Source organism: Ekhidna sp., assembly GCF_963691765.1.
In the GTDB taxonomy this organism is placed as follows: Bacteria; Bacteroidota; Bacteroidia; order Cytophagales; family Cyclobacteriaceae; genus Ekhidna.
The window spans coordinates 4,155,102-4,180,794 of sequence record NZ_OY829375.1; the positions used below are offsets into that span (position 1 = coordinate 4,155,102).

A 25,693-nucleotide genomic window follows, 5' to 3' on the forward strand; every position below is an offset into this window, starting at 1 on the left:
TTTTTCTAATCCCTTATTCCGAACGGTTTTGGCTGAAAATCGACACTTGTTTCTTTATCCTCTCTTGTTTTATTTGGAGTACCTGGTACAATATTCACATCTCTGTAAAAGGGAATGTTAGAAATAGGACGACTAAATGATGAATCTGATGGCGAAGAGATCTGCAATTGATGAAGACCCTCTTCAACATCACCAATGTCTATAAACGTAAGAAAGCCTCTTTGCTTAGAAGATTCTTTATAATGAAAATACCATTTTGGAACTTCTACTTCTTTTTGATCTATAGCCACTTTGAAATAGTTTTTGACGGCCATCAAATTGAGTGCAGCTTTTGAAGTATCAGGATAAACTTTCCGAAGTGAATCTACGGAAGTGATTTCTAACATTTTTTCCTCGTATGCTATCTGAGCGACTACAAACAATTTAAGAACATTGCCTGAAATTACATCTGAAGGAATGTGGGCTCTCCAAGACGGAAAATCTTCATTTCTATCGTCGTAATATCCTGTGTATGCTGTGTATCCCTGAGTAGTACCCCATACACTTAATCTTGAAATACTATCACCAGGATATACCCTATTAGAATAATTTCCGGCACCAGCAATACTTACAAAAGCAAAAACTACAAGGAAAACAAAAAAGGCCCATTTGTTGAAATTGGTAACGATACCATAATATATCGGTCGATAAAAACGTGACAATGTAAGTGCACTCACAAGCTTATGAATTGGCCAATATATTTTAGCAAACCATTTAAATCTTCTAAAGTATCCAAGTGTAACAAAATCCGCTAAAGCTAGAAATGCAACACTAATAACTATAAATACATATACTTGAAATGCGTCAAAAAAAGCACCCTCAAAACCTATATCAAAGTAGATATAAGTTACGGTAAAAGGAAGTATTACTAGTACAAGGAAAAAGAAATAGCCTCCTATTATGCTCATGAAAAGCATAAAAGAGACACTAAACAATGAACTACTTATTTTTTCAAGCCTAACAACGATCTGTTCGTAGGTTGGACTTTTATCAACCTTTTCTTTGAACTTTTCTTTATAACTAATCCGATCTCCACGTATTCCAGTCGGAAATGTGTAGCTAAGGCCGACCATACCAATCCATATTCCTCGACAAATTAGATGAAGAATTAGCCCTGTGATAAGCCAATAAATACCCATTTTAAAAAAGGCAATCAGATTATTAATGTCTGTAGAATTTCCGAAGATGTTAAGTTTAAAAAACATCAAAAAATCATCTAGAAGATCTGGTACTTTGAACATACCATAGAGCACTATACCTGACAGAAGTATTTCAGGCTCCCAACTTCGTTGCTGAAGTTCTTCCAGCCATTTTGGAACGATTGGATGTTTTTCATCTTTCATATGCAATAAAGCTAATGAGAAATGAAATCTATAGAAAGGATAATAGAATCGAAATAAAAAGGGCAGATCTCTCAATCTGCCCTTAATAATGTCTATTCGGTTCGCAATAATTCTGCCGGATTGACCTTTATTGCTTTACTAATTTGACCTGCTACGGTTACTATTAATGTTATCAAAATGATTGCCATAGCCACAATAAATGGCAATGCGGTTACTTTTTCCGGATCTGGAAAAATGGTTATTACAAGGTTTATCATTCCTATTGCACCAAGAGGTGCGCCAAGTAAAAATGAAATAAGTAATACCCAAAAGTATCTTTTGCTAACTATTCTAATAAGCGATTTAGATTCAGCACCAAGCACTTTCCTCACGCTGAATTCTTTTAGCTTTCCTTGTACATTAAATGATAGTAAACCGTACAATCCTAGACATGCCAATACAATGGCAATTGTTGATATAAACATCAGAATTGAGGTGTTTGCAGTGTTCTCTTGATAAAAATTATCAAATGCATCTTTTTGAAAAACGCGATCAAATGGATCATTAGGTGCTATCTGATACCAGGCTTTTCTTGCAAAAGATTCGAGATCTAACAATTTTTCTGGAGAAGTTTGTACAGTCAGATAATGTACTTCATTAGCGTTTAATCCACTGATCATTACCGGTTCGATAGCTGAGAAGAAATCGTAGTAATGAAAGTCATTAACAACGCCTACAACAGTTCTTCTTGTACTATCATGTGTGAAGACTTTACCAATGGGTTGTTCCCACCCCATTGATTCTACAAATTTTTCATTAACTACGACACTTCCTTTTTGGTCGCTTGCCAAATCTGTCAGTGCACGTCCCTCCTTCATATTTAATCTGAATGTCTTAAAGTAATTTTCAGAAACAGAAATTTGCCTCACAGACATTTGCTTATCCTCGATTTCCATTGGACTCCTAGGCGCCCCCTCCCAATCAGAAAATTTGATGCAGTATAAAAATCAACAGCTGGATGGGCAATTAATTCATTTTTTAATAATTCATACTGTTCTTCTCCAGTCACATAAATTGACATTGTACCTGAAGGATCATACCCCCAGTCCTTTTTCCCCAGATAGATATTTTGCTCAGTCATCACGAAACACCCGACGACAGTAACGATTGCCAGAAAAAACTGAACACCTAGCATGATCATTGAAAAAGCGTTCTTAGAACCAAATTTTTGATTCCCCTTGAAAATGGTTATTGCATCAAATTTCGCAATGTAAAATGAAGGATAAGCTCCGGCTATCAAACCAACAATTAATAGCAGACTCACTAAGAAAAAAACTAGCGTTAATGGGTAAGCAGTTCGAAATTTTAACTCCATCTCTGGAATCATATAATCAAACCATGGGACTAAAAGGAAATATGCCAATAATGCACCCACTATTAATGCAAAAAAGCATTGTAAAAGATTTTCAACCATGAACTGCTTCACAATCTCTCTCTTAACGCTACCCATTACTTTTCTTAGAGCAATTTCTTTCAACCTCTTAGATGCACCTACAACACTTATATTCATAAAGTTGAAGCAAGCCATACTCAACAGAAATAACGAAATTACTGTCAAAGCAATTCTACCTGCCGGATGTCCACCTCCAGAAACAGAACCAACTATTTTATAACTCGAAGTTGATAATTCGGATAATGGTAGTGCTTGAAAGGATTTAATCTTCCATTCTGGATTGCTGCTGTGTTGAAGTTCTTTATAACCATCGTACGATTCCTCTATTGAGGTAATACTTTCCCCTTCTTTTAATAGAATAAAGGTAGCATCAGTCATGAAGGACCACCCTTTAGTATTTTCAAAATTGAGATCATAGAAATTGTCTATAGGGATATAAAAGTCGTAAGCAATACTTGTATTGTATGGATACTTATCAAGTATCGCACCCACCGTAAGCCTCTTTATAACACCATTAGTAAACTTGAATGACAACTCCTTGCCCATAGGATCTTCATCACTGAAGTATTTTATTGCCATGTTCTTGCTAATTACAACATGGTTCTTATTATTCAGAACATTTTTATTTCCATTTATCATTGGGAAATCAAACATCTGATGATATCCAGGATCTACAAATAGAACGAGTTCGTCAAAAACATCTGCTCCAGACCTGACGCTTGCAGATCTAAATTCCACTCTTGAGAAATTCTCTACTGAAGGATTGCTACTGGCCAAGTCAGGCCCTAGTTCAATTGGGGAATCTCCCCATAATTCTTCACTCCCGTCTTGCTCTACATAATTAGTAATTTGATAGATGCGATCACCATTTGTATGATAGCCATCCATATTTAATGACATATCCATAAATATGAATATTGAAATGGCAAAACATATTGAAATTGCAAGTCCGAAAATGTTGATAGATGAGGTAACTAAATTTTTGCGGATATTCCGCATTCCTAGCTTGAGGTAGTTACTAAAAAGCATAAATTGATTCATTGTAGCATATTTTGAGTTTGTCCTTTTAATATTTGACCACCTGAAAAAGCGAAACACATCCCATACAAACTTTGCCTTAGCCAACTTATGGTTTTGAATTTCTATTCTTCTTTCAAAGAGTTCATAGATGTCCCCTTCTATTTCCTCTAAGAAGCGTGGATTGCAGTACCACCTTAGAAATCGATCTGCCCATTTTGGTGGCTGAACGTTCATATTGAGAAGTTATAAGTGATATTGGGTATTCGTTCATACAATGACTGTCGTAGAGCGATGCTATTATCTAATGCAAGCTTTCCTTCCTTAGTCAATGTAAACAAGCGCTTTCTCCTACCACCTCTTTCATTGGTAGAACCACCCATTCTGGATTTTAAGAGTCCTTTTTCTTCAAGACGTCTTAATACTGCGTGAATTGCACTAATATTCATATCTCTACCAGCCTTATTTCTCACTTCATCCATTACAGCTACGCCGTAAGCTTCATCGAATAAAGAACCGACTGTTAGCAGTATTAACTCTTCTAACTCCCCGATGTGTGTTCCTTTCATTTGGTCAATTTATTTGTTGTAGAATACGTGAAAGTAATCAATTAGTTGTATAAAAAGTACAACTAACTAATATTCAGCTTGAAAAGCTTAATGTAATTAGCAAATAGCTGCAAATACTTCACTCAATAACTAGGATGTTTACATCTAGTATACCATGCTTGTTAAAATGGTCATTTCCAAATCCTTAAGTTTACTAATTGAATATTCAAACAATTCTATGAGAATATGAAATACAAAGCCTATCAACTAAAAATTGAGTTAAGTCAAGAAATTACGCCTTTAGGATGGACATCACTTATTTCAATGGCACTACCCGAACTATATGACAGCAACACTTACTTTTCAGCATATAGAATTAACAAGATGACATTATGGGGAGACAGTGAAATAGAAATTATTCAATGGTATTTTGAGAAAATCTATAATAAAAAAATACCAGCATTTATTTTGAAGAATAGTGAGTATCATAAAAACCACTCTTATCTATACTCTCTACAAATTATTAACAATTCATATATAAACTTCATCCAAAGAATAACGAGACTTTAAAGTATGCATAAACTAGCCTGTTCGTTTAAGCACTTTCTTAATATTTAAAGGATTAATCTGCTTGGCTTTATAAAAAAAAGGCAGTGTAAAATGAAAGGTAGTGCCAATACCTTCTGTTGATTCAAGCCAAATATTTCCGTTGTGCAGTTTTATAATTTTCTGACAATGAGCAAGACCTATTCCACTACCCTCATATTGCTTACCATGAGCTCTCTCAAATAACTTAAATACTCTTTCTTGCCTTTTATGAGGTATACCCACGCCATTATCACGAATAGATATTTGGAGTTTTTGTTCCTCTTGTAGAGATCGATATGATATGGTAATTATTGGAGTTTGATCAACGCTCGAAAATTTGATTGCATTCGTTATGAGATTTTGAAATAGCAAAGATAATTCTGTACGAGAGCCGATTACACTCGGCAAATAGTTAACTACAACTTTAGCTTTAGACTCTGCTATAAGAATACTAAGATCTGCCTGCAAATTTCTAATCAACTCGTTGAGATCGACCTCTTCAAATTTGATATCCGCCCCGAGTTTACCATGCTCTAACAGTGTATCAATCATGGTTCGCATTCTTGAAACACTTGTTTCCATAAATGAAGCCATTTGTCTTGCATTAGCACTTAATTTTGACTCTATTTCTTCGTTAAGAACATTAATGCAACTAATGATTGTGTGCAAAGGAGCTTTTAGATCATGACTGGCAACGTAGGCAAACTGTTCAATTTCTTTATTCTTTACTTCCAGTAGATTAGACTTTTCTTCTATTTCTCGACGTTTAAATTCTAAGTTTTTTAACAACTGCTCCTTCGCCTTAAAGTTTCTATACATTACGATGAAAAGCACTAAAAAGAGAACAGCACAGCCAATCGCATATTGAAATTTCAGATTAGCCATTAGTCTCTTTTTTTCCAATAATAGAATTTTTTCCTGTTTTTCAATATTGGAATTCTCAAGATCTAATATTTTAAATTTACTTTCTATTTCAGCACTCTTTAATTCGTTTTGAACCTTAGTCTCTTGGTTTAAATGATTATAAGCATTTTCAAAATCTGCTAGCTTGAGGTAGACCTCTTTTCCCATTCTGTGAATTGACTGTAACGTATATTTATTTTCGATGGTATCGTTACCCCATATCGCAGAGTCTAAATACGAAATACTAATCTCGTATTGCTTCTTTCTAGAATAAGCCCAGATCATATTCGACACAATGTCATTAACCATGATGGGATCATTAGTGGAAAGTAGTCGAGCTCTTTTCAAATAGCTTATGCCTTCGTCCAGTGTTGAATCAAATTCACATAAAATCACACCTAGGTTCAAGTAATTGAGCCTAGTTCCATAATCATCTTTTAATTCGATCTTCAATTGAAGTGCTGCTCTTGAATGCTGAAGGGCATTTGTAATTTCATCTTGGTAATAATAGAATGTAGCCAAATTGGTATGCACTCTTGAGAGTATCTTTTGATTACCTAAAGCTAACCCTATCTTTTTAGCAAGCTTACAAGACTCAATCGCTTTGACCAAATGATCCATGCCATGATATACAGCACTCAGACTAAGCAATGCATTTGCTTGTAATACCTGCTTATCTAATTCTTTAGCTATTTTATAGCACTTCTGTAAATGATATAGTGCAACATCATTTTTATCATATGCTGACAGTGTTCCTAAATAATAGTGTGCTTCAGCCTCTCCATTAGAATAAGATTCCTTGAGAGATATTTCAAGCGCTTTTTCGGCCAATGTTTTTGCTAACGAAGGATCAGATTTAAATAGCGATGAAGTAAGTAAATTGATAGAATCTATCTGATCTATTGGATCATTCAACTCATCTAAAATCATATTCAAAGTTGAATTACTATTTAAATTTTGGCTGTATCCAAATATGATTGAGCACCAAGCAGCAAACAACCAAGAAATAAAATATTTAATCACCGAATTTTAACTTTTAATAGTGCTAAGACGTGAAACTTATTTCTCAAAACTCTCCTTAAGGAGTGAGTTAATAACACATTATTGAGTTAAAATAAATGTATGTACACTTGTTGTAGTCCTTGATTTAGTACCATCGATAAATTAGAATCTCATTCAAAAACACGCTGCCTATAACGTATTTATCTATACTTGCTAGCTGAAGAATAATCATATTGAATCGGCTTATCAGAATTATACTTTGCTCGGTCCTAACATGTCTGTGGATTACTCAAGTATTTGCACAAAGTGATACTGTATATCTTCACAAGAACCAGGTCTTAGTTCTATCTGATTCTCTTTTTACAACCAAGAAAGATACTTTTTTCATCATCCACGATAGTGTGGATTATCAGGTATTAAGCGACAAATATGTGCTGTCAGATGGCTTCTATGACTCTATTTATTCAGTGGCCAAAAAAAACAGAGTAACAAGAGAGCTATTCAACCTCTTAATCGTGAGAAATCAAAATCAAAATGCTCTTTCAAACACAGAACCTGTTAAGAGTGAAGATTTTTTCAAAGCTTTTAGAGGAAAAACTATTTCAAATATTAGGTATGCATCTGTTGATCTTTTTGGGGGCTCAATCAATGACACTACAATTAGGGCTGATAGCGGCATTGGCAAATTAAGCAACAAGCTGCATAGAAACACATCATTTGAAGTGCTTGAGCAATACCTCCTATTCGACATTGGAGACCAGGTAGATATTTATGAAATGGCAGATAGTGAAAGAATTATCAGATCACTCGATTATATAGTTGATGCACGTATTCAATTGACATTGGATCCAGGAAATGCAGAGGCAGTTATAGCTACACTTATTGTGAAAGATCGATTTCCATGGTCTGTTGATTTTTCATTAGATGATAATTCTGCTCTTCAAATTGGGTTTACAAACCGAAACATTTTAGGAACAGGGAATGAATTTAGAATCGGGTACTTAAGGAATAGAAACGAGTTGCCCATGCATGGATATGACGCGCAATACACGGTCCGAAACATAGAGAATACATTTATTGATGGTACCGTTTTTATCTCCGACAACTACTTAGGAAAAAGTAAAGGGTTGACTTTCAGGCGAGACTTCATTTCGCCTGAGATTAAATATTATGGAGAAGCTACGGTAGAACATGTCCAACCAATACAAGATCTGATATTCGCCGATTCACTGTATGAGGAAAATTTTCAAGTAGATAGAAAAAGCTATGATGTATGGGGAGCACGGTCCTTTCAATTGAATAGTCGTAAAAACTTAAGTTTCGCTCTAAGAGTGCAGCATGATAATTTTTCTGAACGACCTATAGTCCGACAAGACAGCAATGTACTCTATCACAATCATCACTTCTTAATTGGTGGATTGTCATATGGTAAAATAAACTTTCTAAAATCCAAGAATATTTTATCCTTCAATATCACAGAGGATATTCCTACAGGATTTATTTATACGCTCCTACTGGGTAAAGATTTTGGTGAGTTTGGAACAAGAGATTATAGAGGATTTCGTGCTAGCTATTCTTTTTATAATAACACAACCGGCTATTTTCTTTTCGATTTGGAATCTGGCTATTTCGTGAACAATAATGAAAGAAACGATAGAACGGTCCAGGTTAATGGGAGGCACTTTACACCGTTGATTAAAATAGGTAGAGCATATTCTAGGGTTTTCACGAGACTCTATTTTTTTAATGGAAACAGACTTTCTATTCCACAAGCTCAAAGTTTAAGAGGTGAAAATAGAATTAGGAATATCACTGGTAATCAAATCATTGGAGATAGAGCATTTACCCTATCAACGGAATATGTAGTATTCCAACCATGGTATTTTTATGGATTCAGATTTGCCACATATGCGCATTTGGGAGTAGGTAATGTTCGTGAATCTAGAATTGAAGAGCCATTTTCCAGAACGTATTACACGATGGGTGGTGGAGTGAGAATAAGAAATGAAAGCTTAGTATTTAATACGTTTGAATTTAGGGTATCTCTGATCCCAGAACCTCCAAATGAAGGCCAACTATTTTTCTTTAGAGTAACACTATCTGCACCTAAATTCTTCGAAAGTCCAAACTTAACGAAGCCTAAGGTGGTAGGATTAGACTAATCCCAAAAAACCCTGAAAACTAGATTTGGAGTGAATCCTAAGGAATATACACGTGTGTCAATCAATTGATTATTTAAAGAAGGTGTTGTCCTGAATTCACGATTTAGTAAATTCTTCTTGTTGTACAAATTCAATATAGAAAGCCCAATTCGATACCTCAAGAAGTTGTTTTTCTTGGAATTGAATTCTTTCATTACTGACATATCTAATCTATGGTAAACAGGAAGATTATTTTGATTTATTTCATCATAAAAGATTTGAACCGGTCCTTCTGTACTTGTATTTATTACATCAGTAAATGATTTGCCAGTATGCCATATCCAGCCAAGTGAAAATTCCCAATCATCTAAATTGTAAATATTGGACCATCTTATGGTGTGCTCTATACTCCAGCTCCCAGGAAAAGATCTGTTTTCATTGACATCATCAAATGAATTTTCAGTTTTTATGTATGAATAGCTAACCCAACTTTCATATTGGGGCCATATTTTCTTAAGTAATAAATCTGCACCATGTATTTGACTCTCGCCCTCTCTAAACTGATTTTCCAAACCATTTAGATACCCAAATATCAAGGTTGTGACACCATTCAAAGACTTACGATAAGCTTCCAATTCTGTAAACCAACCATCTTTGCTAAAACTAAGTCCAGAGGAAAACTGAAGGCTTTTAATTACGGGGAATTTATCAGAGGAAGCAAGTGCCCAAACTTTGTTTTCTAAAGAAAGATCACTAACAACAGATTCTTTTATTTGACTTGCTATCTGAGTTCGATATTCGGTGGAAAGTGATAGTGCAAAATGACTAGCTAATTGCTTCTGAATATAGAGTCTTGGTTCAACAAAACTTTCATTTAACTGCTGATAATAATTAAGCCTAATACCTGGTCTAATCAATAGGGATTTATTATCAAACAGATACTCTATAAACCCAGAATGTGTATCGACAATGGAATTATCACTATCCAAAACAATTTCATATGAAGGAGCTTCTGTTTCATACGCATATCTAATTTTAGAATTTGAATAATTATAGCCAAATGCCAAACTATGCCCATCACTCAGGTTATAATCACCATTCAGCTGATAGTTAGATTCTTTAACAAAATTCTTCTTACTTGATAGTGTTGTGGTGTCAGGGACAGATCGAATAAACTCATATCGCAGAATATATCTTGACAAACTTCCACTAGCTTCAAGTCCAAAGCGGTCATTTAATTTTCCAATCCACTTTATGTTGACGCCCTCATTTTCGTTCAACAATTCATCGCTGAATGTCTCGATTCCTAGTGCATCTTGAGATTGAAACTGTAGTTCATTTTTATTGTATAAACCACTCAAAATGAATGTGTTATTATTGTTTAATTCATAACTAGAACTAAATGAAAAATCTGTAAAGTAAAAGCTATTCTTAGATTGCGAATCACCTGAAGTTTCATCCCCTATTTTGGTGTTTTGAAATACGCGATCCGAAATTTGATTGTAAGTAGGCGTTTGTAAAATATCTGTAAATGATCTTCTCGCTGATACTTCAATTGATAACTTATCTTTTAGTAATGGGATTTCAACAAATCCATCTGAAAATAGGAGATTGGTTCCTATACCTCCAGAAATATTTTTCGCTACGCGCTGACTTGAATTAATGTCTATTACTGAAGAGATTCTGTCACCATACTTCGCTGAAGTACCATGTTTTATAAATGAGACTTTATCAGTTATGTAAGGATTAAATGCTGATATCATCCCAAAAAAATGACTATGATTATAGGTTTTAATGCCATTCCATAATACAAGATTTTGATCGGGCAGTCCCCCACGAACATGAATTCCAGCGGCTGTTTCAAACGGACTATTGACACCTGGTATTTGCTGAATACTTTGCAAAATATCTGGTTCTGCCAGACCAGAAAGTGTCTTAAGCGTATGCGGGTTTATCTGAATCTCGTTGTAGTTTTTTGAGATGCCTGCTGCGAGGTAGTCACTAACAACTATCTCATCCAATTCTTCTATTGATTCGGACATCTTAATTTGAACACACTCTTTGAAAGAGAGCCTTGATACTTTTAACCTTTTAGTGGCAAAGCCAAGATAGCTCAATGTGAGCCATGATTCATATGGAATAGAATCAAGCTTAAATCTTCCATTTTCATCAGTAAACACTCCTTCTGAACTAGAGAAACCAATGGATACACCCAGAAGTGGGCTTCCAGAATGTGATTTAATATTCCCGCAAATGGTTACAAGGTCATCTCCCCGGTAGTTTCTAACTACTATGTAATCATCGTTAAGAAATTGAAACCTTAATCTGGTATCTAGTTCCAGTTTAGCAATGGTTTGTTCTAGTGTAAGCGTAGAATCCACTATTGCCATTTTATCAGAAATTGCCTCATCGGTAAAAGAGAATTGGATCTTATGCCTTTCCTGTAAAGACAATAGAATATCTCTTAAATCTTCTTTTGAAGATTCTTGTGACCAACATATTGATGGTACCAATAGTAGTAACAGCAGTAGGTTATAATACTTCATCAGGGAGCGCTAAGTACGACGACTTTTCCTTCCTTCTGGTAATTTACATTAGTAGTATTTAGTACAATGCCCAGCGCTAAATCAAGATTATCATGTGGAAAGGTCCCATTGAATAACTTATCTCCGATTGACTCAACACCCTTAAATGAGACGTCATACTGATTGCTTAACTCTTTTAAAACGTATTTCAATGGTACGCTAGCAAATGATGATTCATTATTAATCCATGAAGGTTCGCTTAAAGAATGATTTCTTAGAATAAACTTCATACCACGTATTTTTCTCAAACCTTGTTTTGGTTTTAGCACTTCTGATTCATCGCCACTTTCTACTCTTACGCTACCTTCAAAGCATTTTACTTGAAAGAAATCATCTAGTTCTTGAATAATAAACTGAGTCCCTAAAACAGTTACTTTTCCTTGTTCTGTTTGTACAATAAAACGATCCCCCTTTTGTACTTTGAAATACCCCTCACCCTTTAAATTCAATTTTCGGTCAATCTTCCAATCCTCTTCGGAAAAAGACAATGTAGTATTCGCATTGAGAACTACTTGTGAACCATCAGGTAATTCCACCTCCATCTTCTCTCCAAGTGAAGTCTGATAGCTTATCAAATTGTTAGAAAAGAATACATTGTAAAAAGCTAAGCCAAATACCAAAAGAACCGATGCCGCAGCAACATATACCCTCCATGTTGGAGTTGATTTTTTTGTACCAATAGATAACTTCCTATGCTCCTTTATCTTCTCAAGAATTGCTTCCTCATCAAAATCGGGTGATTCAAATAATGCAGCTCCTTCTCGTATTTTTTCAAACTCATCATAGTCTGGTCTTTTTTTGAAAGCTTCTAATTCTTGGTTTGTCAGCTCTCCATTCAGCCATCTTGCTAAAAATGTATCGTCTTTGAATTCACTCATATCTATATCTTATTCTCAAACGCGCATTGATGCATATACCCTACCTCTACACATTACCGATTTTTTCTCTCAGTTTAACAAGAGCTTTATGCATTGATTTTTCTACTGCTTTTACAGAAACACCAGACAATTCCGCGATTTCCCTGTATGTCTTTTTTTCAATTCTATTCAATAGAAATACTTCCCGCTGCTTGTCCGGTAATTGCGCTATGGCATCGGACAATTTTTCCATGAATTCTTTTTCAAGTATCAAATATTCTGGAGTTTCTATATTGGAATCCACCTTAATTGCTCTCTCAGCATACTTTAAACGAACCTTTTCTAATCTTTTTAAACTCGTACTAAGATTGATGGCGATTTTATACAGAAATCCTTTGGCAGTATCCATAGTTACCTTCGCGCAGTTCTTCCACAGGCGCACAAATGCTTCTTGCACCACATCATCCGATTGCTCAGCGTCTCCGAACTTATAGTATATGAAGTTCCTGAGTGCCTTGACATTCGAAGAGTAGAAAGAATCGAATTGTCTTTCATCGCATAATGGTTTTTCCAATTCTGGCATAAAGAACTAAAGTATCCGATTTTGGATCAAAGGAAAATGATATTCATAATAAAATTAAAATAAGGGGTAGGGTCGTGCTCAAGTGTCCGCGTTTCAAAGTCAAATGAGGGAAAATCCCTACTACTATTTGATAAAAAACTAAAACACCCATGAGATTATTTAAATCATATAGCTTATTTGTTGTGATCATTGGAGCCCTTGTAGTAAATGCGTGTACTCCTGAAGAAGACCTTTGTCCGACTGTAGATTTAGAAGTTGAGATAGATAGTGCAAACTACACTACTCATATTCAAGCATCTGGTTTATCAGACTTAGCATTTGAACTTTTCATCAACGATCAGCTTATAAAATCGTTTGCCGCAGGTGAACTTGACACTGCAGACCTCTCCTACCAATTTGAGCCTGGAGAATATAAAGTATGTGTCTTTGCACAATCTGAAAGTTGTGATCAACAACTAGAAGGATGCGTTGAGTTTACTATTGATGGTTCAAATAAAGAGTTGTGCAACGATCTGTCATTCAGTACAGAAATGATTGACAATTACTACTACAAGTTTACAGCTGAATTTGATGGAATTGACACACTAGCATATTCTTGGGTAATCGATGAAGATACCGTATTAACTGTTCCTCTATCAGACAACAGGGTTGATTTCTTAGAATGGGATTTTGAAGAGGGTGAATATACTGTATGTATAATTGCCGAAAATGATGAATGCGGAATAATCGAATACTGCAAAGAGATTGTAGTTGAAAATACATGCATTAAAGAAGTTGCATTTGAAGCCGAAATGGAGAATGCATACACTTACTATTTCTATGCTGACTTTGATGAGAAAGACTCAACCAAGTACAAGTGGTACATAAATGAAGAAATAGCTGATATTGAAATCCCTGGTGAAGAAGAAACAGATCATAAACTTTTTTGGCAGTTCGATAATGGTACTCATACTGTTTGTCTTGTTACAGATCAGGATGGTTGTGAATCAGTTGAGTATTGTGAAACTATAATTGTTGAAGGTGAGGAAGCTCAATGCTTAGACTTATCATATGAGGCAGAATTAACAGAAACTGACACAACTGATTTTTACACATTTACAGCTGACTTTGCTGGCAAGGATCAGATCACATACATATGGAAAGTATTTGTTGACGATGATCTTCAGCATTCTGAAACAAGAGAATTTGGCAGTGAAGATGATCATTCATTCGTATGGCATTTTGAATCAGGTGTAGAATATGAAATTTGCCTTAAACAAGATGACTGTGAAGACAATCAGGTTTGCGAGATCTTCGCAGTAGATTAACTCACTTTCTAGGTTAGTTGATGAGGGGAGCCTGCCTTTTCCATAGGCGGTTCCCTTTTTTAAATTCTATTTAGGACTATTTTCGCTTAAGAGATTAATGAAAGGAATAGAAAATATATACAAGCAAATAAGGATGAGTATCCTCCTACTCTCTGGATTTGCCATATTCCTTCAATCTTGTGTTTCAGAGGAAAAACTTGATTTACCACCAGATGATAATGTTACCAACGACTTCACAGAAAGCGTGGCCATTGTCTCTATTCAAAGAGCTATACAAAATAAAACGCTCTCTGAAAATGGATGTCTACAGTTCTTTTACCCTATTCAATTCAGGTTTAATAACGATATTCAAATTTCCATTGCTGACTTTGATGGATTGAAAGATGCTGCCAATAACGCAACTATTGCGCAACACATTAATGCAGTTGAATACCCTATTACGGTCTCCAAAGCAGGTACAATAAAAACAATAACTACTGAGCAAGAATTTATCGATGTCCTTGATGAGTGTGAGATTCCAACACTCAGAGATGAATTCGACCCATTCTTTATTCAATGTTTTGATCTTATCTATCCTATTACCATGTTAGATATTGACAGCAATGAAGTAACTATTGCGAATAAGGAGGAATACTTCGAATTTGAAAAACAACAAGGTTTTGATCAACAGCCAAAATTCATTTATCCATTAGAATTATTCGATTATGCTCAAGAAGGCAATGTTCTAATCGAATCTCCTTTCCAACTCTTTAAAACTTTCGACACCTGTAAGAAATGCCCTGAGCTATTTTTTGAAATTGATTCTGTGATTGTCAATACATATGTCTTCAAAGCTGAATTTGAACGTATTGATGAAATTTCTTATGGATGGTATATCAATGATGAAAAGGTTGAAGAAGATGGAGGTATAGAGAATGGCGATAACATCCTTGAAGAAACATTTGAATCAGGCACTTATACAATTTGTATTCGTACAGCTTTACCGAATGACGATTGCTTCACAGGCACAGAATTTTGTCAAGTAATTACCGTTGATGCATGTCCACATGTTTCATTCGAAACGATTCAATTAAGTTCGAATTCTTATGAATTTGTAGCAAACTTTGAATCCAAAGACCTATTTGACTATCACTGGAACATCTATCAAAACGACATGCTAATATTCTCAGAACTCGAAGACAGTACCGGGGATAACAAGCTCATATATCAATTTGAACCTGGATTCTATGAAGTATGTTTGCAAACCGAAATTGATGGATGCCCAGAAGTGATTAGCTTCTGTACCGAGCTATCCATCGAATAACCTTAAGATTTTACTGGAAAATGCACTTCAGTTATTAATTCTTTTTCAGGAGTAACCTTTGGATCATTCTGGTAAACTTCAAACGGGTAAACCTTTTTATTGTGTTTGAATTCCTTATTTCTCATCATTGCATAAGCCGTGCTCCATGCATTTCCTAAATGCTTATACGCACCAATATGTTTGATCTTTTCGACTCTGGTTTCCGGAATATCTCCGGTCGTGAATTCTTGACTTAGATCATCTGGAATGTCCCCTACAGGAATACAAGCTATGTAATCAACTTTTCTTTTAACCAGATCCCATTTCTTATAAATAGAAAATGGAGGACCAGAAATTTTCTCTTTATTTGAATCGGCAAACGCTCCTATTATATTAAAATCTGATTCCATTTTCGAATCCATTTCGTCCATTGAACAGGAGGTTTCTATGCCAACCCATTTGCATGAATCAAAATTGGATTGACCTTCGAAAACTAACTTTGAATTTATCTCCCCTTCTTCCACATATGCTTTAAGCATATCAAGACCTCGCTCGTAATCTGAGCCAATGAAAGCCTTCATCATATTCTTCATCCAAAAAAGATAAAAAGGTAAGCTACTATCCATCGTCCAGATAACTTCGGTGCCGCTATCTATAGAATTCAATTTGAAATTGGTCTTATTGGCAGACTTCCATGGTTTCAAAAAGTTTAGATCAAAATCTAAAAATTCATTTTCCCTTTCAGTTACCCAATGCATATTCCCCGATCCCAATCTGTCTCCATCCCATTCATAGGACTTGCCATCATCCGAAAATGTCACTTTAGCTTCTGGTTCCATGAGAAGCCATGGGGACCATTCTACCCATTTATGAAAATCAGTAAGGGCTGGATAAACTACTTCTGCTGGCGCATTAATTTTAATGCTTCGTTGAACTTGTACTTTGGGCATTGCGGAATTTAGGTTAATGGTATGCTTACAAGATAGTTCACATAAACATTAATGAAAAGGAAGAGTTATAGGAAGATGTTAAAAATTGCCTGGTCAAACATTTACAATCATCCATTACCGCCAAAACACCGATTTCCTATGGAGAAGTATGATTTGTTACCAAAGCAGCTCATACATGAAGGGACCATTGAAGAGAAAAATCTATTTGCACCCAGAAAGCTATCTGAAGACGAGATTCTTTCTGTACACACTTCAAATTATTGGAATAAACTTCAAAACTTAGACTTTACAAGGCAGGAAGAACGACGGAGTGGCTTCCCCATAACCCATTCGTTAATTGAACGAGAAATAACCATTAATGCAGGTACTATTCAATGCGCAGATTATGCGTTGGAATATGGTATCGCAATGAATATTGCAGGAGGTACTCATCATGCATTTACAGATCGAGCGGAGGGTTTTTGTTTATTAAACGATATCGCAATAGCTTCAAAATATCTTATCAATAATGACAAATCAAAACAAATATTGATAGTTGATTTGGATGTCCATCAAGGAAACGGCACAGCAGAGATATTTCAAAATGATAGTAGCGTTTTCACTTTTAGCATGCATGGAGAGCATAATTATCCATTGCAAAAAGAAAAATCTGATCTAGATGTCCCGCTAAAAGATCAAACAGATGATAAAACCTATTTGAAACTCTTAGACTTCCATTTAAAGAAGCTTTTAGATCAAGTTAGACCTGATTTTATGTTCTTTCAATCCGGAGTTGATGTTCTTAAAACTGATAAATTGGGAAGGCTAGGAATGACAATAGATGGATGTAGGCGTCGAGATGAGATTGTAATCAAAGCTGCAAGGAAGAATAATATTCCAATGGTGTGCTCTATGGGCGGAGGATATTCAGAAGATATAAGACATATACTTGAAGCCCACGCGAATACATATAGAACAGCGAAATCAGAATACTTCTAAGCTAAGAATTTCAGGAGCTAAACCTTACCAGTTAAATTTGTTGTCTCAACAACTACAACTATGTCTATTGTACCTTCTACATTTAACTATGGAGAGCAGCACCTAACTGCCAAAATAGCCATCTCGATAGCTAATGGGACAACCAGAGGCGTCTTATCGGACAAAACACGAGCTGCGATACAAAAGAGTGCAGCTGATGTTAAACAAATTGCTGACGGGGATAAAGCAGTTTACGGTATCAATACGGGATTTGGCCCACTCTGCACCACACAAATTTCCAAATCTGAGACAAGTACGCTGCAAAAAAACCTACTGATGAGCCATGCGGTAGGTCTTGGTGATCCTATCAAAAATGAAATCACCAAGCTGATGATGATATTAAAAGTACATGCATTGGCCAAGGGATACTCAGGGGTTCAAGAAAGTACAATAGAACGTATCATATTCCATATCGATAATAATATCATTCCCTATGTGCCTGAACAAGGATCAGTAGGTGCTTCAGGTGATTTAGCTCCTCTCTCTCACCTTTTCCTTCCATTAATTGGCTTAGGAAAAGTCAATATTGATGGTGAGTTCATAGAGACCGACAGGTGGATGCAAAAGCAAGATTTAAGTCCTATTGAACTTGGTGCTAAAGAAGGTCTTGGACTTATAAATGGAACGCAATTTATTGCTGCTCATGGCATTAAAATTGTAGAAAAACTGCAAAATGTATTGGTGCATGCAGACATATCTGGTGCCATGATGATTGAAGGACTGTTAGCTTCAGTAAAACCATTTTCTCCAGAATTGCATAATGTTAGAGCGTATAAAGGGAATAGACATGTAGCTGCATTCATTAGCACATTGCTAGATGGATCTGAAATTGTTCATTCTCATGCGAATTGTGCACGCGTACAAGATCCATATTCATTAAGATGTATGCCTCAAGTGCATGGAGCATCAAGAAATGCTTGGCTTCATGTAAAGGAAATGTTAGAAATTGAAATCAATTCTGTTACCGATAACCCAATTGTATTTAGTACTGATCATACAATAAGTGGTGGTAACTTTCATGGGCAACCCCTTGCCCTACCTATTGATTATGCTTGCCTTGCAGCTTCTGAAGTAGGTAATATTTCAGACAGAAGAATATACTTATCTCTTGAGGGTGATACTCCTGGTGTTCCAAAATTATTATTGAAAGACACAGGCACTAATTCAGGATTTATGATACCACAATACACTACAGCTGCTCTAGCGAGTGAAAATAAAGGATTATGTTTCCCTGCGAGTGCTGATAGTATCCCTACATCTTTAGGACAAGAAGATCATGTAAGTATGGGTTCTATCGGTGGACGAAAAGCGTTGCGAGTAGTAGAAAATGTAGAAAAGATTATTGGAGTTGAAGTCTTCTGCGCTGCACAAGCGATAGATTTTCATCGTCCATTAAAATCAAGCAAAATTATGTCTGCAATTCATAGCCATGTTCGTTCGAAGATTGAACATATCAATCAAGATGGTGTCATGAATGAAACTATGGAGACAGCAATAGAAATGATCAAGAATAAGGAGCTTATTGATGTTGCTTGGGAGACCGCCAAGAATGAAAGTATCTCTTTAGAAACAGAATTTTCGGTTGATTTCGATCGCTATTAATACACGTACAATGACATTTAAGGAACAAATACTACAAGGAATACCGTCTGAATTACCAGGGAGAAAAGAGCTCAAAGAGGGTATTAATAGAGCACCCAAAAGAAAAGACATACTCACTTTTGACGAGAAAAAACTAGCAGTGCAGAATGCATTAAGATATTTCCCATCAGAATGGCATAGCGAACTAGCAATAGAATTCTTCCAAGAACTAAATGATTTTGGAAGGATCTATATGTATCGATTCATGCCGGAGTATGATATGTATGCAAGGTCAATCGAAGAATATCCAGCAATAAGTAAGCAGGCGGCTGCTATAATGTTGATGATTCAGAATAATCTTGATCCTGCTGTTGCTCAACATCCCGAGGAGTTAATTACTTATGGAGGAAATGGAGCTGTTTTTCAAAACTGGGCACAGTATCTATTAACCATGAAGTATTTGTCAGAAATGACAGATCAACAAACTTTGCATGTTTACTCAGGCCATCCCATGGGTTTGTTTCCATCTAATGAGCATGCACCGCGCGTTGTTGTTACTAATGGAATGATGATTCCTAACTATTCCCAACCTGATGATTGGGAGAAGTTTAATGCATTGGGAGTCACACAATATGGTCAGATGACCGCTGGTTCTTACATGTATATTGGTCCTCAAGGTATTGTACACGGCACTACTATCACCGTTATGAACGCCTTTAGAAAAAAATTAGGAAACGACGTTTCTCCGGCTGGGAAAATATTCTTAACAGCTGGTCTTGGTGGGATGAGCGGTGCACAGCCGAAAGCTGGCAATATAGCTGGTTGCATAACCATTTGCGCTGAGGTAAATCCGAATGCAGCCCACAAAAGACATCAGCAAGGTTGGGTAGATGAAATCATCGATGATATTGAGACATTAACAGAGCGTGTTAAGAAAGCGAAAGATGCAAAGGAAGTAGTTTCTATTGCTTATGTTGGAAATGTTGTTGATATCTGGGAGCATTTTTATGAAAAAGAGATACTCATTGAATTGGGTTCCGATCAAACCTCACTACACAACCCATGGTCAGGCGGTTACTATCCCGCAGGTATAAGCTTTGATGAGGCCAATGATATGATTCGCAACAGTCCTAATGAATTTAAGAGTAAGGTTCAAGAATCACTCAAACGACATGCAAGCGCTGTAAATAAGCATAGCGAAAGAGGAACTTATTTTTTCGATTATGGCAATGCCTTTCTCCTTGAAGCCTCAAGAGCTGGCGGAGAAGTTATGGCGGAAAATGGTATTGATTTCAAGTATCCATCTTATGTCCAAGACATATTAGGACCTATGTGTTTTGACTATGGTTTTGGGCCATTTAGGTGGGTATGCACTTCTGGAGACCCAGAGGATTTAAGAAAATCTGACCAAATAGCACTTCAGGTTTTAAATGAGATTAAAAATCAGTCACCTCCTGAAATTCAGCAGCAAATGCAAGATAATATTCGATGGATTGAAGAAGCTGAAAACAATAAACTTGTGGTTGGATCTCAAGCAAGAATTCTATACGCTGATGCTGAAGGAAGATCTAAAATTGCTCAGGCATTTAACGATGCTATAAAATCTAAACACATATCCTCTCCTATTATATTAGGTAGAGATCATCATGATGTGAGCGGTACAGACTCACCTTATAGAGAGACAAGCAATATCTATGATGGCAGTAGATTCACTGCAGATATGGCGATCCAAAATGTCATTGGTGACAGCTTTAGAGGTGCTACATGGGTATCAATCCATAATGGCGGTGGTGTTGGCTGGGGTGAAGTTATAAATGGAGGTTTCGGAATGCTATTAGATGGTACAGAAGAAGCAAGCTATAAGCTTAAAAATATGCTTTTCTATGATGTTAATAATGGAATTGCAAGAAGAAGCTGGGCCCGTAATAAGGAAGCAATATTTGCAATTAAGAGAGAGATGGAGCGTACACCTGGCATGAAAATCACTTTACCAAATCTTGTTGAAAATGACATTCTGGATGAGCTGAATTAAATATCAACAACGTGGGGTTCAGAATCCCAATTCCCAAAAATCCAATTACCATGAACTGTTGGGTCGCTAGAAGCAAAAAATTCTTCTACGGCGCTCATTAAATCATATCTAGATAACCGGTAACTCTGTGTCTTATCAAGCAGGCTAAATGCTTTGTCACAGTAAGCCCTGTCTATTCCAAAAATATCATAGAAGTCTTCATATTCCTTTTTAGAAATAAAACCATCCCTGTTCTGATCAAAGAAATCAAACATGAAATTGAAGATCAATTCCTTATAATCATCAAGTGTATCTTCATCACCTGAAAGAATAACCTCCTTGAGAAAGAAATCGACCCATTCATTCTCAGTAACCTGATTGAAGGTAAACGGCTTGATGTCCTTTACTAGGCTATTGAAAAGTTTCACAGCCTTTCCGGTTATCCGCTTGTGTTCTTTGCTATTTGGTTCATAATCTTGACGAATACGTACCTTCTCTACCATCTCGGTAAAGTCATCCATTTGGAGACAGCTATTGCTATTCAGGTCTAAAATCCTGAAAAAATATCCAAGCTTTTTACGTTGAAAATCAGCAGACATATAGTGGGATTAGTTCCCGCAAAAATATGAAAGTTCAAACAATAAATTAGACAGATAAAAAAGCAAAAGGCCTGAATCTCTTCAGGCCTTTTAAATTATATCAAAACAGATCTAGAATTAGAGAAAATCCACTTTACCACTTCCTAAATTATAGAAAGAAGTAACGATTTTAAGCTTTCCACTATCTACAGCACCACTTATTATAGTAGATCGATCATAAAGATCCTTTGCGGATAATTCCGCATTCTTTTTAACTACAACATTTACATCTGAACTGTCTGCTTGTGCCTTAGCTGGCTCTATTTGAGCTAAAAGATGATTTAAATTGTATCCATTATCACCTCCAGCAAGTGCAGCGCCCACAGCTCCACAACTTTCATGACCCATTACTACAATAACTCCAGTTCCTAAATGTGCCACTGCATATTCAATACTAGCAATGGTGTCTGTGTTTGCAATATTCCCAGCAACTCTCAGCACAAAAAGCTCACCTAGGCCTGCATCAAAGGCATGCTCTGGCACAACCCTACTATCAGCACAGCTTAGCACAATGGCCCACGGAGCTTGTCCTCCAGTCAATTCTGATCTTCTTTGCCCATCCTGCAAATCGCCATTGAGACTATTGTTAACGAACCGTTCATTTCCTTCTTTTAGTCGCTCTATTACTTGATCTTGATTCATATGCTTGATTTATTTAATTAACCGCTAATGTAAATTAATATAACTATTTCAATAAAATTCGTTCTATTTGTCACAAGGTTCATCACTAATTATTAATCTTCTCATAATAAAAAATGTTGGATCTGTGCCGCTTCGGTAACGGAGCGGTTTTTTTATTTCTCCCAATTCTCCTCAATCTGGAGTAACCTTATTCTTTTAAATTCTTTGAAAAGCATCGTCATGTAAAAGTATCTGATTCATCAAGAACTATTCTCTTTAATTTATAGTATTTCTAACCGTTATTTGTTAAAATTACCGCTCAATTTCAAATCCTTTCATCTTCCAATCTTTATAGCCGCCAGTATAGTCATATATCTTACTAAAACTCTCTTTTTCCAGAATCTTGGAAGCTTTCCCACTACGCCCTCCAACCTCACAATGAATAATGATTGACTCATCATTTTTAAAAGTCTTCATCCTTTCAACAAAGTCAGAAGCATAAAAATCGATGTTAATGGCACCTGGTATATGCCCTTGGGCGAATTCTTTGGCTGTCCGTACATCAACGACCTTCACTCCATTATCTTGAAGTTCTATCAATTTTTCAGCATCAATTGTCTCAACAGCATCATTTTGGCTAGTTGTTGCACATCCAGAAAGGATAAAAAGGAAATATATGATGCGTATCATCGTATATAGTTAAAAGTATTAAAAAGAATCAGTCAAAAATCAGGTTTTTTACGTAGTTGAGGAAATTACTAAGTAGTTACCTTAGCAACTAATCTGCTACAAACTATTTTTTTGGAGCGGAATTTGATGACCATCAATATTACTTTTAGCTTTAGAACTATGAAAAGCATCATTATTGGCGCGTTTTTATTGATATCGGTAAGTCTAATTGCCCAGGATACTGAGCAAAGACTAGATGATAAAATTGACGAGATAACTTATGATTGGGATTTAGAAGCTGACAAATTATCCTCTTATGAAGGATTACAAGAACTTTGCTTCGATGAAGCATATAGGATGAAAATTCTCAAATTACTGGATGACATTCACCATTATGATACTGTCCTATATAATGTCTTGACAAAACTTTCTCGCACAAACGATGACAAGGAAATCAAAAAGACATTAAAGGATATTAAAAAATTCGAGACCGAATATGATTCCAAAAGCTTTATTCATTTCATGAATGGTGAGTGTAAAGCAATGCAAGAGATAGAGAAATCTTCTGATAAAACTGCCAATGATGTTGGAATAAACTCCTATTCGGGACAGGTTTATCTTTTAGAAACAGAACTTTACAAATATGTAAAACAAGTGACAGCTCGAGTTGATAAAATCAGACTACATGTGCATCACCTAAGCAAACATTACAATTAGAATTGTTTAGCTCAACTTGTCTTCAAATATTTTCTTGAATTTCTCCACTTTTGGCGCTACGACAAAAGCACAATATGGTTGACTACTATTTTGATTGTAATAGTCGTCATGTTCGACCTCTGCCTCATAAAACACATTTAGCGGACTAATTTCAGTCACAATTGGATCTGGCCAAATATTCGAATCTCCTAACTTTTGCTTGTAGCTTTCTGCTAAGGCTTTTTGAGAATCATTGTGATAGAAAACTACCGATCGATATTGGGTTCCAACATCATTCCCTTGTCTATTCAAAGTAGTTGGATCATGTGTTTTCCAAAAAACTTCAAGAAGCTCATCATATGAAATAATATTTGGATCATAATCAAACTGTATAACCTCAGCATGACCTGTATCTCCTGAACATACTTCTTTGTACGTTGGGTTGTCTTTAGCCCCTCCTGAGTATCCAGATTTTACGTTAGAAACACCTTTTAGTCTCTGAAACATAGCTTCTGTGCACCAAAAGCATCCTGATCCAAATGTCGCTTTTTCCATCTATCAATTATAATATGCCAAATCTAACTTCTAATTAAATCAATTAGTTCCTGGATTGCGCTCAGTTCAATTGAATTGTTAATTTAGTTGCACTAATCTTAGCAAATGGAATACTACATAATCATTGCGGCTTCTATTATCATTATCCTTTCTTACCTGTTTAATCGGGTATCTGAAAAGTCAAACATCCCATCTGTACTCCTATTAATATTCTTAGGAATCATAGGTCGAGAGTTCATCGGACTTTTAGGAATCGAAAAAGAACGGATATTGGAAATATTTACTAGAATCAGAATCTTAGAGGTTCTCGGAACCTTAGGACTTATTCTGATAGTGTTAGAAGCTGCACTTGAATTAAAAATCGCCAAAGAAAAGTTTAAACTGATCTCCAAGTCATTTGTAATAGCGATCCTTGGATTGCTAATATGCATGTTTGGAATTGCAGGTATTTTGAAAGTTTCCTTTCAGGATATGAATTGGAACGTGGCGCTCATATATGCTACTCCACTTTCAATTTTAAGTAGTGCAATCGTTATCCCTTCGGTCGCTAATTTGAATGAGTATGATGAAGAGTTTCATATATATGAAAGTACTTTTTCTGATATCCTCGGCATCATGGCTTTTTATTTTCTTGTTGAGTTAGGAAAACCTACAAACAATATGATGGTGTTAGGTGATTTCACATTTGGGTTGGTAATTACAATCGTACTATCTGTAATCCTATCATATGTTCTTATATACGTATTCCAAAACCTTGAGACAAAGGTTAAGTTATTTCTTATGATTGGGGTCTTATTCTTACTTTTTAGCATAGGAAAACTCATGCATTTATCCTCCCTTCTAATCATTCTCGTATTTGGATTGATTTTGAGTAACTATAAGTTATTCTTTTTCGGAAGGCTTAAACGCTACTTAAGACCTATGGCCATTGAGAACATAAAGGAAACCTTTCTAATGATTACAATTGAATCAGCATTTGTTGTTAGAACCTTCTTCTTCGTAATTTTTGGATTTTCAATTGCGCTTTCTACCCTTCTAGATTTAAAGGTTGCAATTGTTAGCGCTGTCATCTTAGTCTTTATTTACCTAAGTAGATTCACCTCCTTTCTACCATATAAGCATGATAATGTTAAAAGAGCAATATCAATTGCCCCTAGAGGGTTGATAACCTTGCTTCTTTTCTATTCAATACCTGAAGAGTTCATATTTGTCGAATTCAAGTCTGGTATCCTATTATTTGTAATAATTGTAACTAGCCTTGTAATGACATCAGGGCTAATCAAGAAGGATGAAAAAAAAGAGGAAGAAGAATTGGAAGTTGAATAACT

General features: G+C 35.8%; 21 protein-coding genes. 8 read left to right on the forward strand and 13 right to left on the reverse strand.

Translation table 11 applies throughout. The features are described from left to right. Window positions 1–5 precede the first annotated feature (5 nt). The 5 genes from ACY650_RS18580 to ACY650_RS18600 form a co-directional block, all read right to left on the reverse strand. Window positions 6–1,382 (reverse strand): hypothetical protein, encoded by a 1,377-nt coding sequence (locus ACY650_RS18580; RefSeq protein WP_462249877.1) that lies wholly within the window; start codon window positions 1,380–1,382, stop codon window positions 6–8. Window positions 1,383–1,474: 92 nt separating this feature from the next. Then, window positions 1,475–2,317, reverse strand: a complete 843-nt coding sequence (locus tag ACY650_RS18585; RefSeq protein ID WP_462249879.1) for an ABC transporter permease — start codon at window positions 2,315–2,317, stop codon at window positions 1,475–1,477. Further along, entirely contained in the window at window positions 2,287–4,068 is a 1,782-nt protein-coding gene (locus ACY650_RS18590) for an ABC transporter permease (RefSeq protein ID WP_462249881.1), read from the reverse strand. Before ACY650_RS18590 ends, ACY650_RS18585 begins: the two co-directional genes overlap by 31 nt. Continuing rightward, window positions 4,065–4,400 carry a PadR family transcriptional regulator gene (locus tag ACY650_RS18595; protein WP_462249883.1) on the reverse strand — a complete coding sequence of 112 codons (336 nt, stop codon included), beginning with the start codon at window positions 4,398–4,400 and terminating at the stop codon, window positions 4,065–4,067. The genes ACY650_RS18590 and ACY650_RS18595 overlap by 4 nt, the downstream gene beginning before the upstream one ends. Before the next feature lie 561 nt (window positions 4,401–4,961). After that, window positions 4,962–6,800, reverse strand: coding sequence for a sensor histidine kinase (locus ACY650_RS18600; protein ID WP_462249885.1), 1,839 nt, complete (start codon window positions 6,798–6,800; stop codon window positions 4,962–4,964). Window positions 6,801–7,105: 305 nt separating this feature from the next. Here ACY650_RS18600 and ACY650_RS18605 point away from each other — a divergent pair, with 305 nt between their 5' ends. After that, a complete protein-coding gene (locus ACY650_RS18605) occupies window positions 7,106–9,034 on the forward strand; it encodes a BamA/TamA family outer membrane protein (protein WP_462249887.1) in 1,929 nt (642 codons plus the stop codon). Here the strand turns inward: ACY650_RS18605 and ACY650_RS18610 are convergent. From ACY650_RS18610 to ACY650_RS18620, 3 genes are read right to left on the reverse strand one after another with little or no spacing between them, the layout of a single operon-like run. Further along, a complete protein-coding gene (locus tag ACY650_RS18610; protein WP_462249889.1) occupies window positions 9,031–11,559 on the reverse strand; it encodes a TonB-dependent receptor in 2,529 nt (842 codons plus the stop codon). The genes ACY650_RS18605 and ACY650_RS18610 overlap by 4 nt on opposite strands. Next, the gene (locus tag ACY650_RS18615) at window positions 11,559–12,476 is read right to left on the reverse strand and encodes a FecR family protein (RefSeq protein ID WP_462249891.1); all 918 of its coding nucleotides are present in this window, start codon (window positions 12,474–12,476) and stop codon (window positions 11,559–11,561) included. The genes ACY650_RS18610 and ACY650_RS18615 overlap by 1 nt, the downstream gene beginning before the upstream one ends. A 46-nt stretch (window positions 12,477–12,522) precedes the next feature. Continuing rightward, window positions 12,523–13,038 (reverse strand): RNA polymerase sigma factor, encoded by a 516-nt coding sequence (locus tag ACY650_RS18620; RefSeq protein WP_462249893.1) that lies wholly within the window; start codon window positions 13,036–13,038, stop codon window positions 12,523–12,525. Between the two features lie 149 nt (window positions 13,039–13,187). Here ACY650_RS18620 and ACY650_RS18625 point away from each other — a divergent pair, with 149 nt between their 5' ends. Beyond that, on the forward strand, window positions 13,188–14,345 hold the full coding sequence (locus ACY650_RS18625; protein WP_462249895.1) for a hypothetical protein: 1,158 nt from the start codon (window positions 13,188–13,190) through the stop codon (window positions 14,343–14,345). Window positions 14,346–14,478: 133 nt separating this feature from the next. Further along, window positions 14,479–15,648 (forward strand): hypothetical protein, encoded by a 1,170-nt coding sequence (locus ACY650_RS18630; RefSeq protein ID WP_462249897.1) that lies wholly within the window; start codon window positions 14,479–14,481, stop codon window positions 15,646–15,648. 2 nt (window positions 15,649–15,650) lie between these two features. On the opposite strand, the gene ACY650_RS18635 is transcribed toward ACY650_RS18630, so the two are convergent. Continuing rightward, entirely contained in the window at window positions 15,651–16,577 is a 927-nt protein-coding gene (locus tag ACY650_RS18635; RefSeq protein ID WP_462249899.1) for an SRPBCC family protein, read from the reverse strand. Window positions 16,578–16,652: 75 nt separating this feature from the next. Here ACY650_RS18635 and ACY650_RS18640 point away from each other — a divergent pair, with 75 nt between their 5' ends. The 3 genes from ACY650_RS18640 to ACY650_RS18650 are packed head-to-tail and all read left to right on the forward strand — an operon-like array spanning window position 16,653 to window position 21,207. Continuing rightward, window positions 16,653–17,555, forward strand: a complete 903-nt coding sequence (locus tag ACY650_RS18640) for a histone deacetylase family protein (protein WP_462254433.1) — start codon at window positions 16,653–16,655, stop codon at window positions 17,553–17,555. Window positions 17,556–17,615: 60 nt separating this feature from the next. After that, complete coding sequence (gene hutH, locus ACY650_RS18645) at window positions 17,616–19,196, forward strand: histidine ammonia-lyase (protein ID WP_462249901.1); 1,581 nt, start codon at window positions 17,616–17,618, stop codon at window positions 19,194–19,196. A 10-nt stretch (window positions 19,197–19,206) separates the two neighbouring features. Next, entirely contained in the window at window positions 19,207–21,207 is a 2,001-nt protein-coding gene (locus tag ACY650_RS18650) for a urocanate hydratase (RefSeq protein WP_462249903.1), read from the forward strand. Here ACY650_RS18650 and ACY650_RS18655 read toward each other — a convergent pair. The 3 genes from ACY650_RS18655 to ACY650_RS18665 form a co-directional block, all read right to left on the reverse strand. Then, window positions 21,204–21,785 carry an EF-hand domain-containing protein gene (locus tag ACY650_RS18655; protein ID WP_462249905.1) on the reverse strand — a complete coding sequence of 194 codons (582 nt, stop codon included), beginning with the start codon at window positions 21,783–21,785 and terminating at the stop codon, window positions 21,204–21,206. The genes ACY650_RS18650 and ACY650_RS18655 overlap by 4 nt on opposite strands. Window positions 21,786–21,902: 117 nt before the next feature. Continuing rightward, entirely contained in the window at window positions 21,903–22,466 is a 564-nt protein-coding gene (locus ACY650_RS18660; RefSeq protein ID WP_462249907.1) for a carbonic anhydrase, read from the reverse strand. A gap of 291 nt (window positions 22,467–22,757) precedes the next feature. Next, complete coding sequence (locus tag ACY650_RS18665) at window positions 22,758–23,135, reverse strand: rhodanese-like domain-containing protein (RefSeq protein WP_462249909.1); 378 nt, start codon at window positions 23,133–23,135, stop codon at window positions 22,758–22,760. 159 nt (window positions 23,136–23,294) lie between these two features. On the opposite strand from ACY650_RS18665, the gene ACY650_RS18670 reads away from it, so the two are divergent. Next, window positions 23,295–23,831 carry a hypothetical protein gene (locus ACY650_RS18670; protein WP_462249911.1) on the forward strand — a complete coding sequence of 179 codons (537 nt, stop codon included), beginning with the start codon at window positions 23,295–23,297 and terminating at the stop codon, window positions 23,829–23,831. 6 nt (window positions 23,832–23,837) lie between these two features. On the opposite strand, the gene msrA is transcribed toward ACY650_RS18670, so the two are convergent. Then, window positions 23,838–24,365: a peptide-methionine (S)-S-oxide reductase MsrA gene (gene msrA / locus ACY650_RS18675; protein ID WP_462249913.1), complete on the reverse strand. Its 528-nt coding sequence runs from the start codon at window positions 24,363–24,365 to the stop codon at window positions 23,838–23,840. A gap of 105 nt (window positions 24,366–24,470) precedes the next feature. Between msrA and ACY650_RS18680 the strand changes: the two genes are divergently transcribed. Beyond that, on the forward strand, window positions 24,471–25,691 hold the full coding sequence (locus tag ACY650_RS18680) for a cation:proton antiporter domain-containing protein (protein ID WP_462249915.1): 1,221 nt from the start codon (window positions 24,471–24,473) through the stop codon (window positions 25,689–25,691). The last annotated feature ends 2 nt before the right edge of the window (window positions 25,692–25,693 follow it).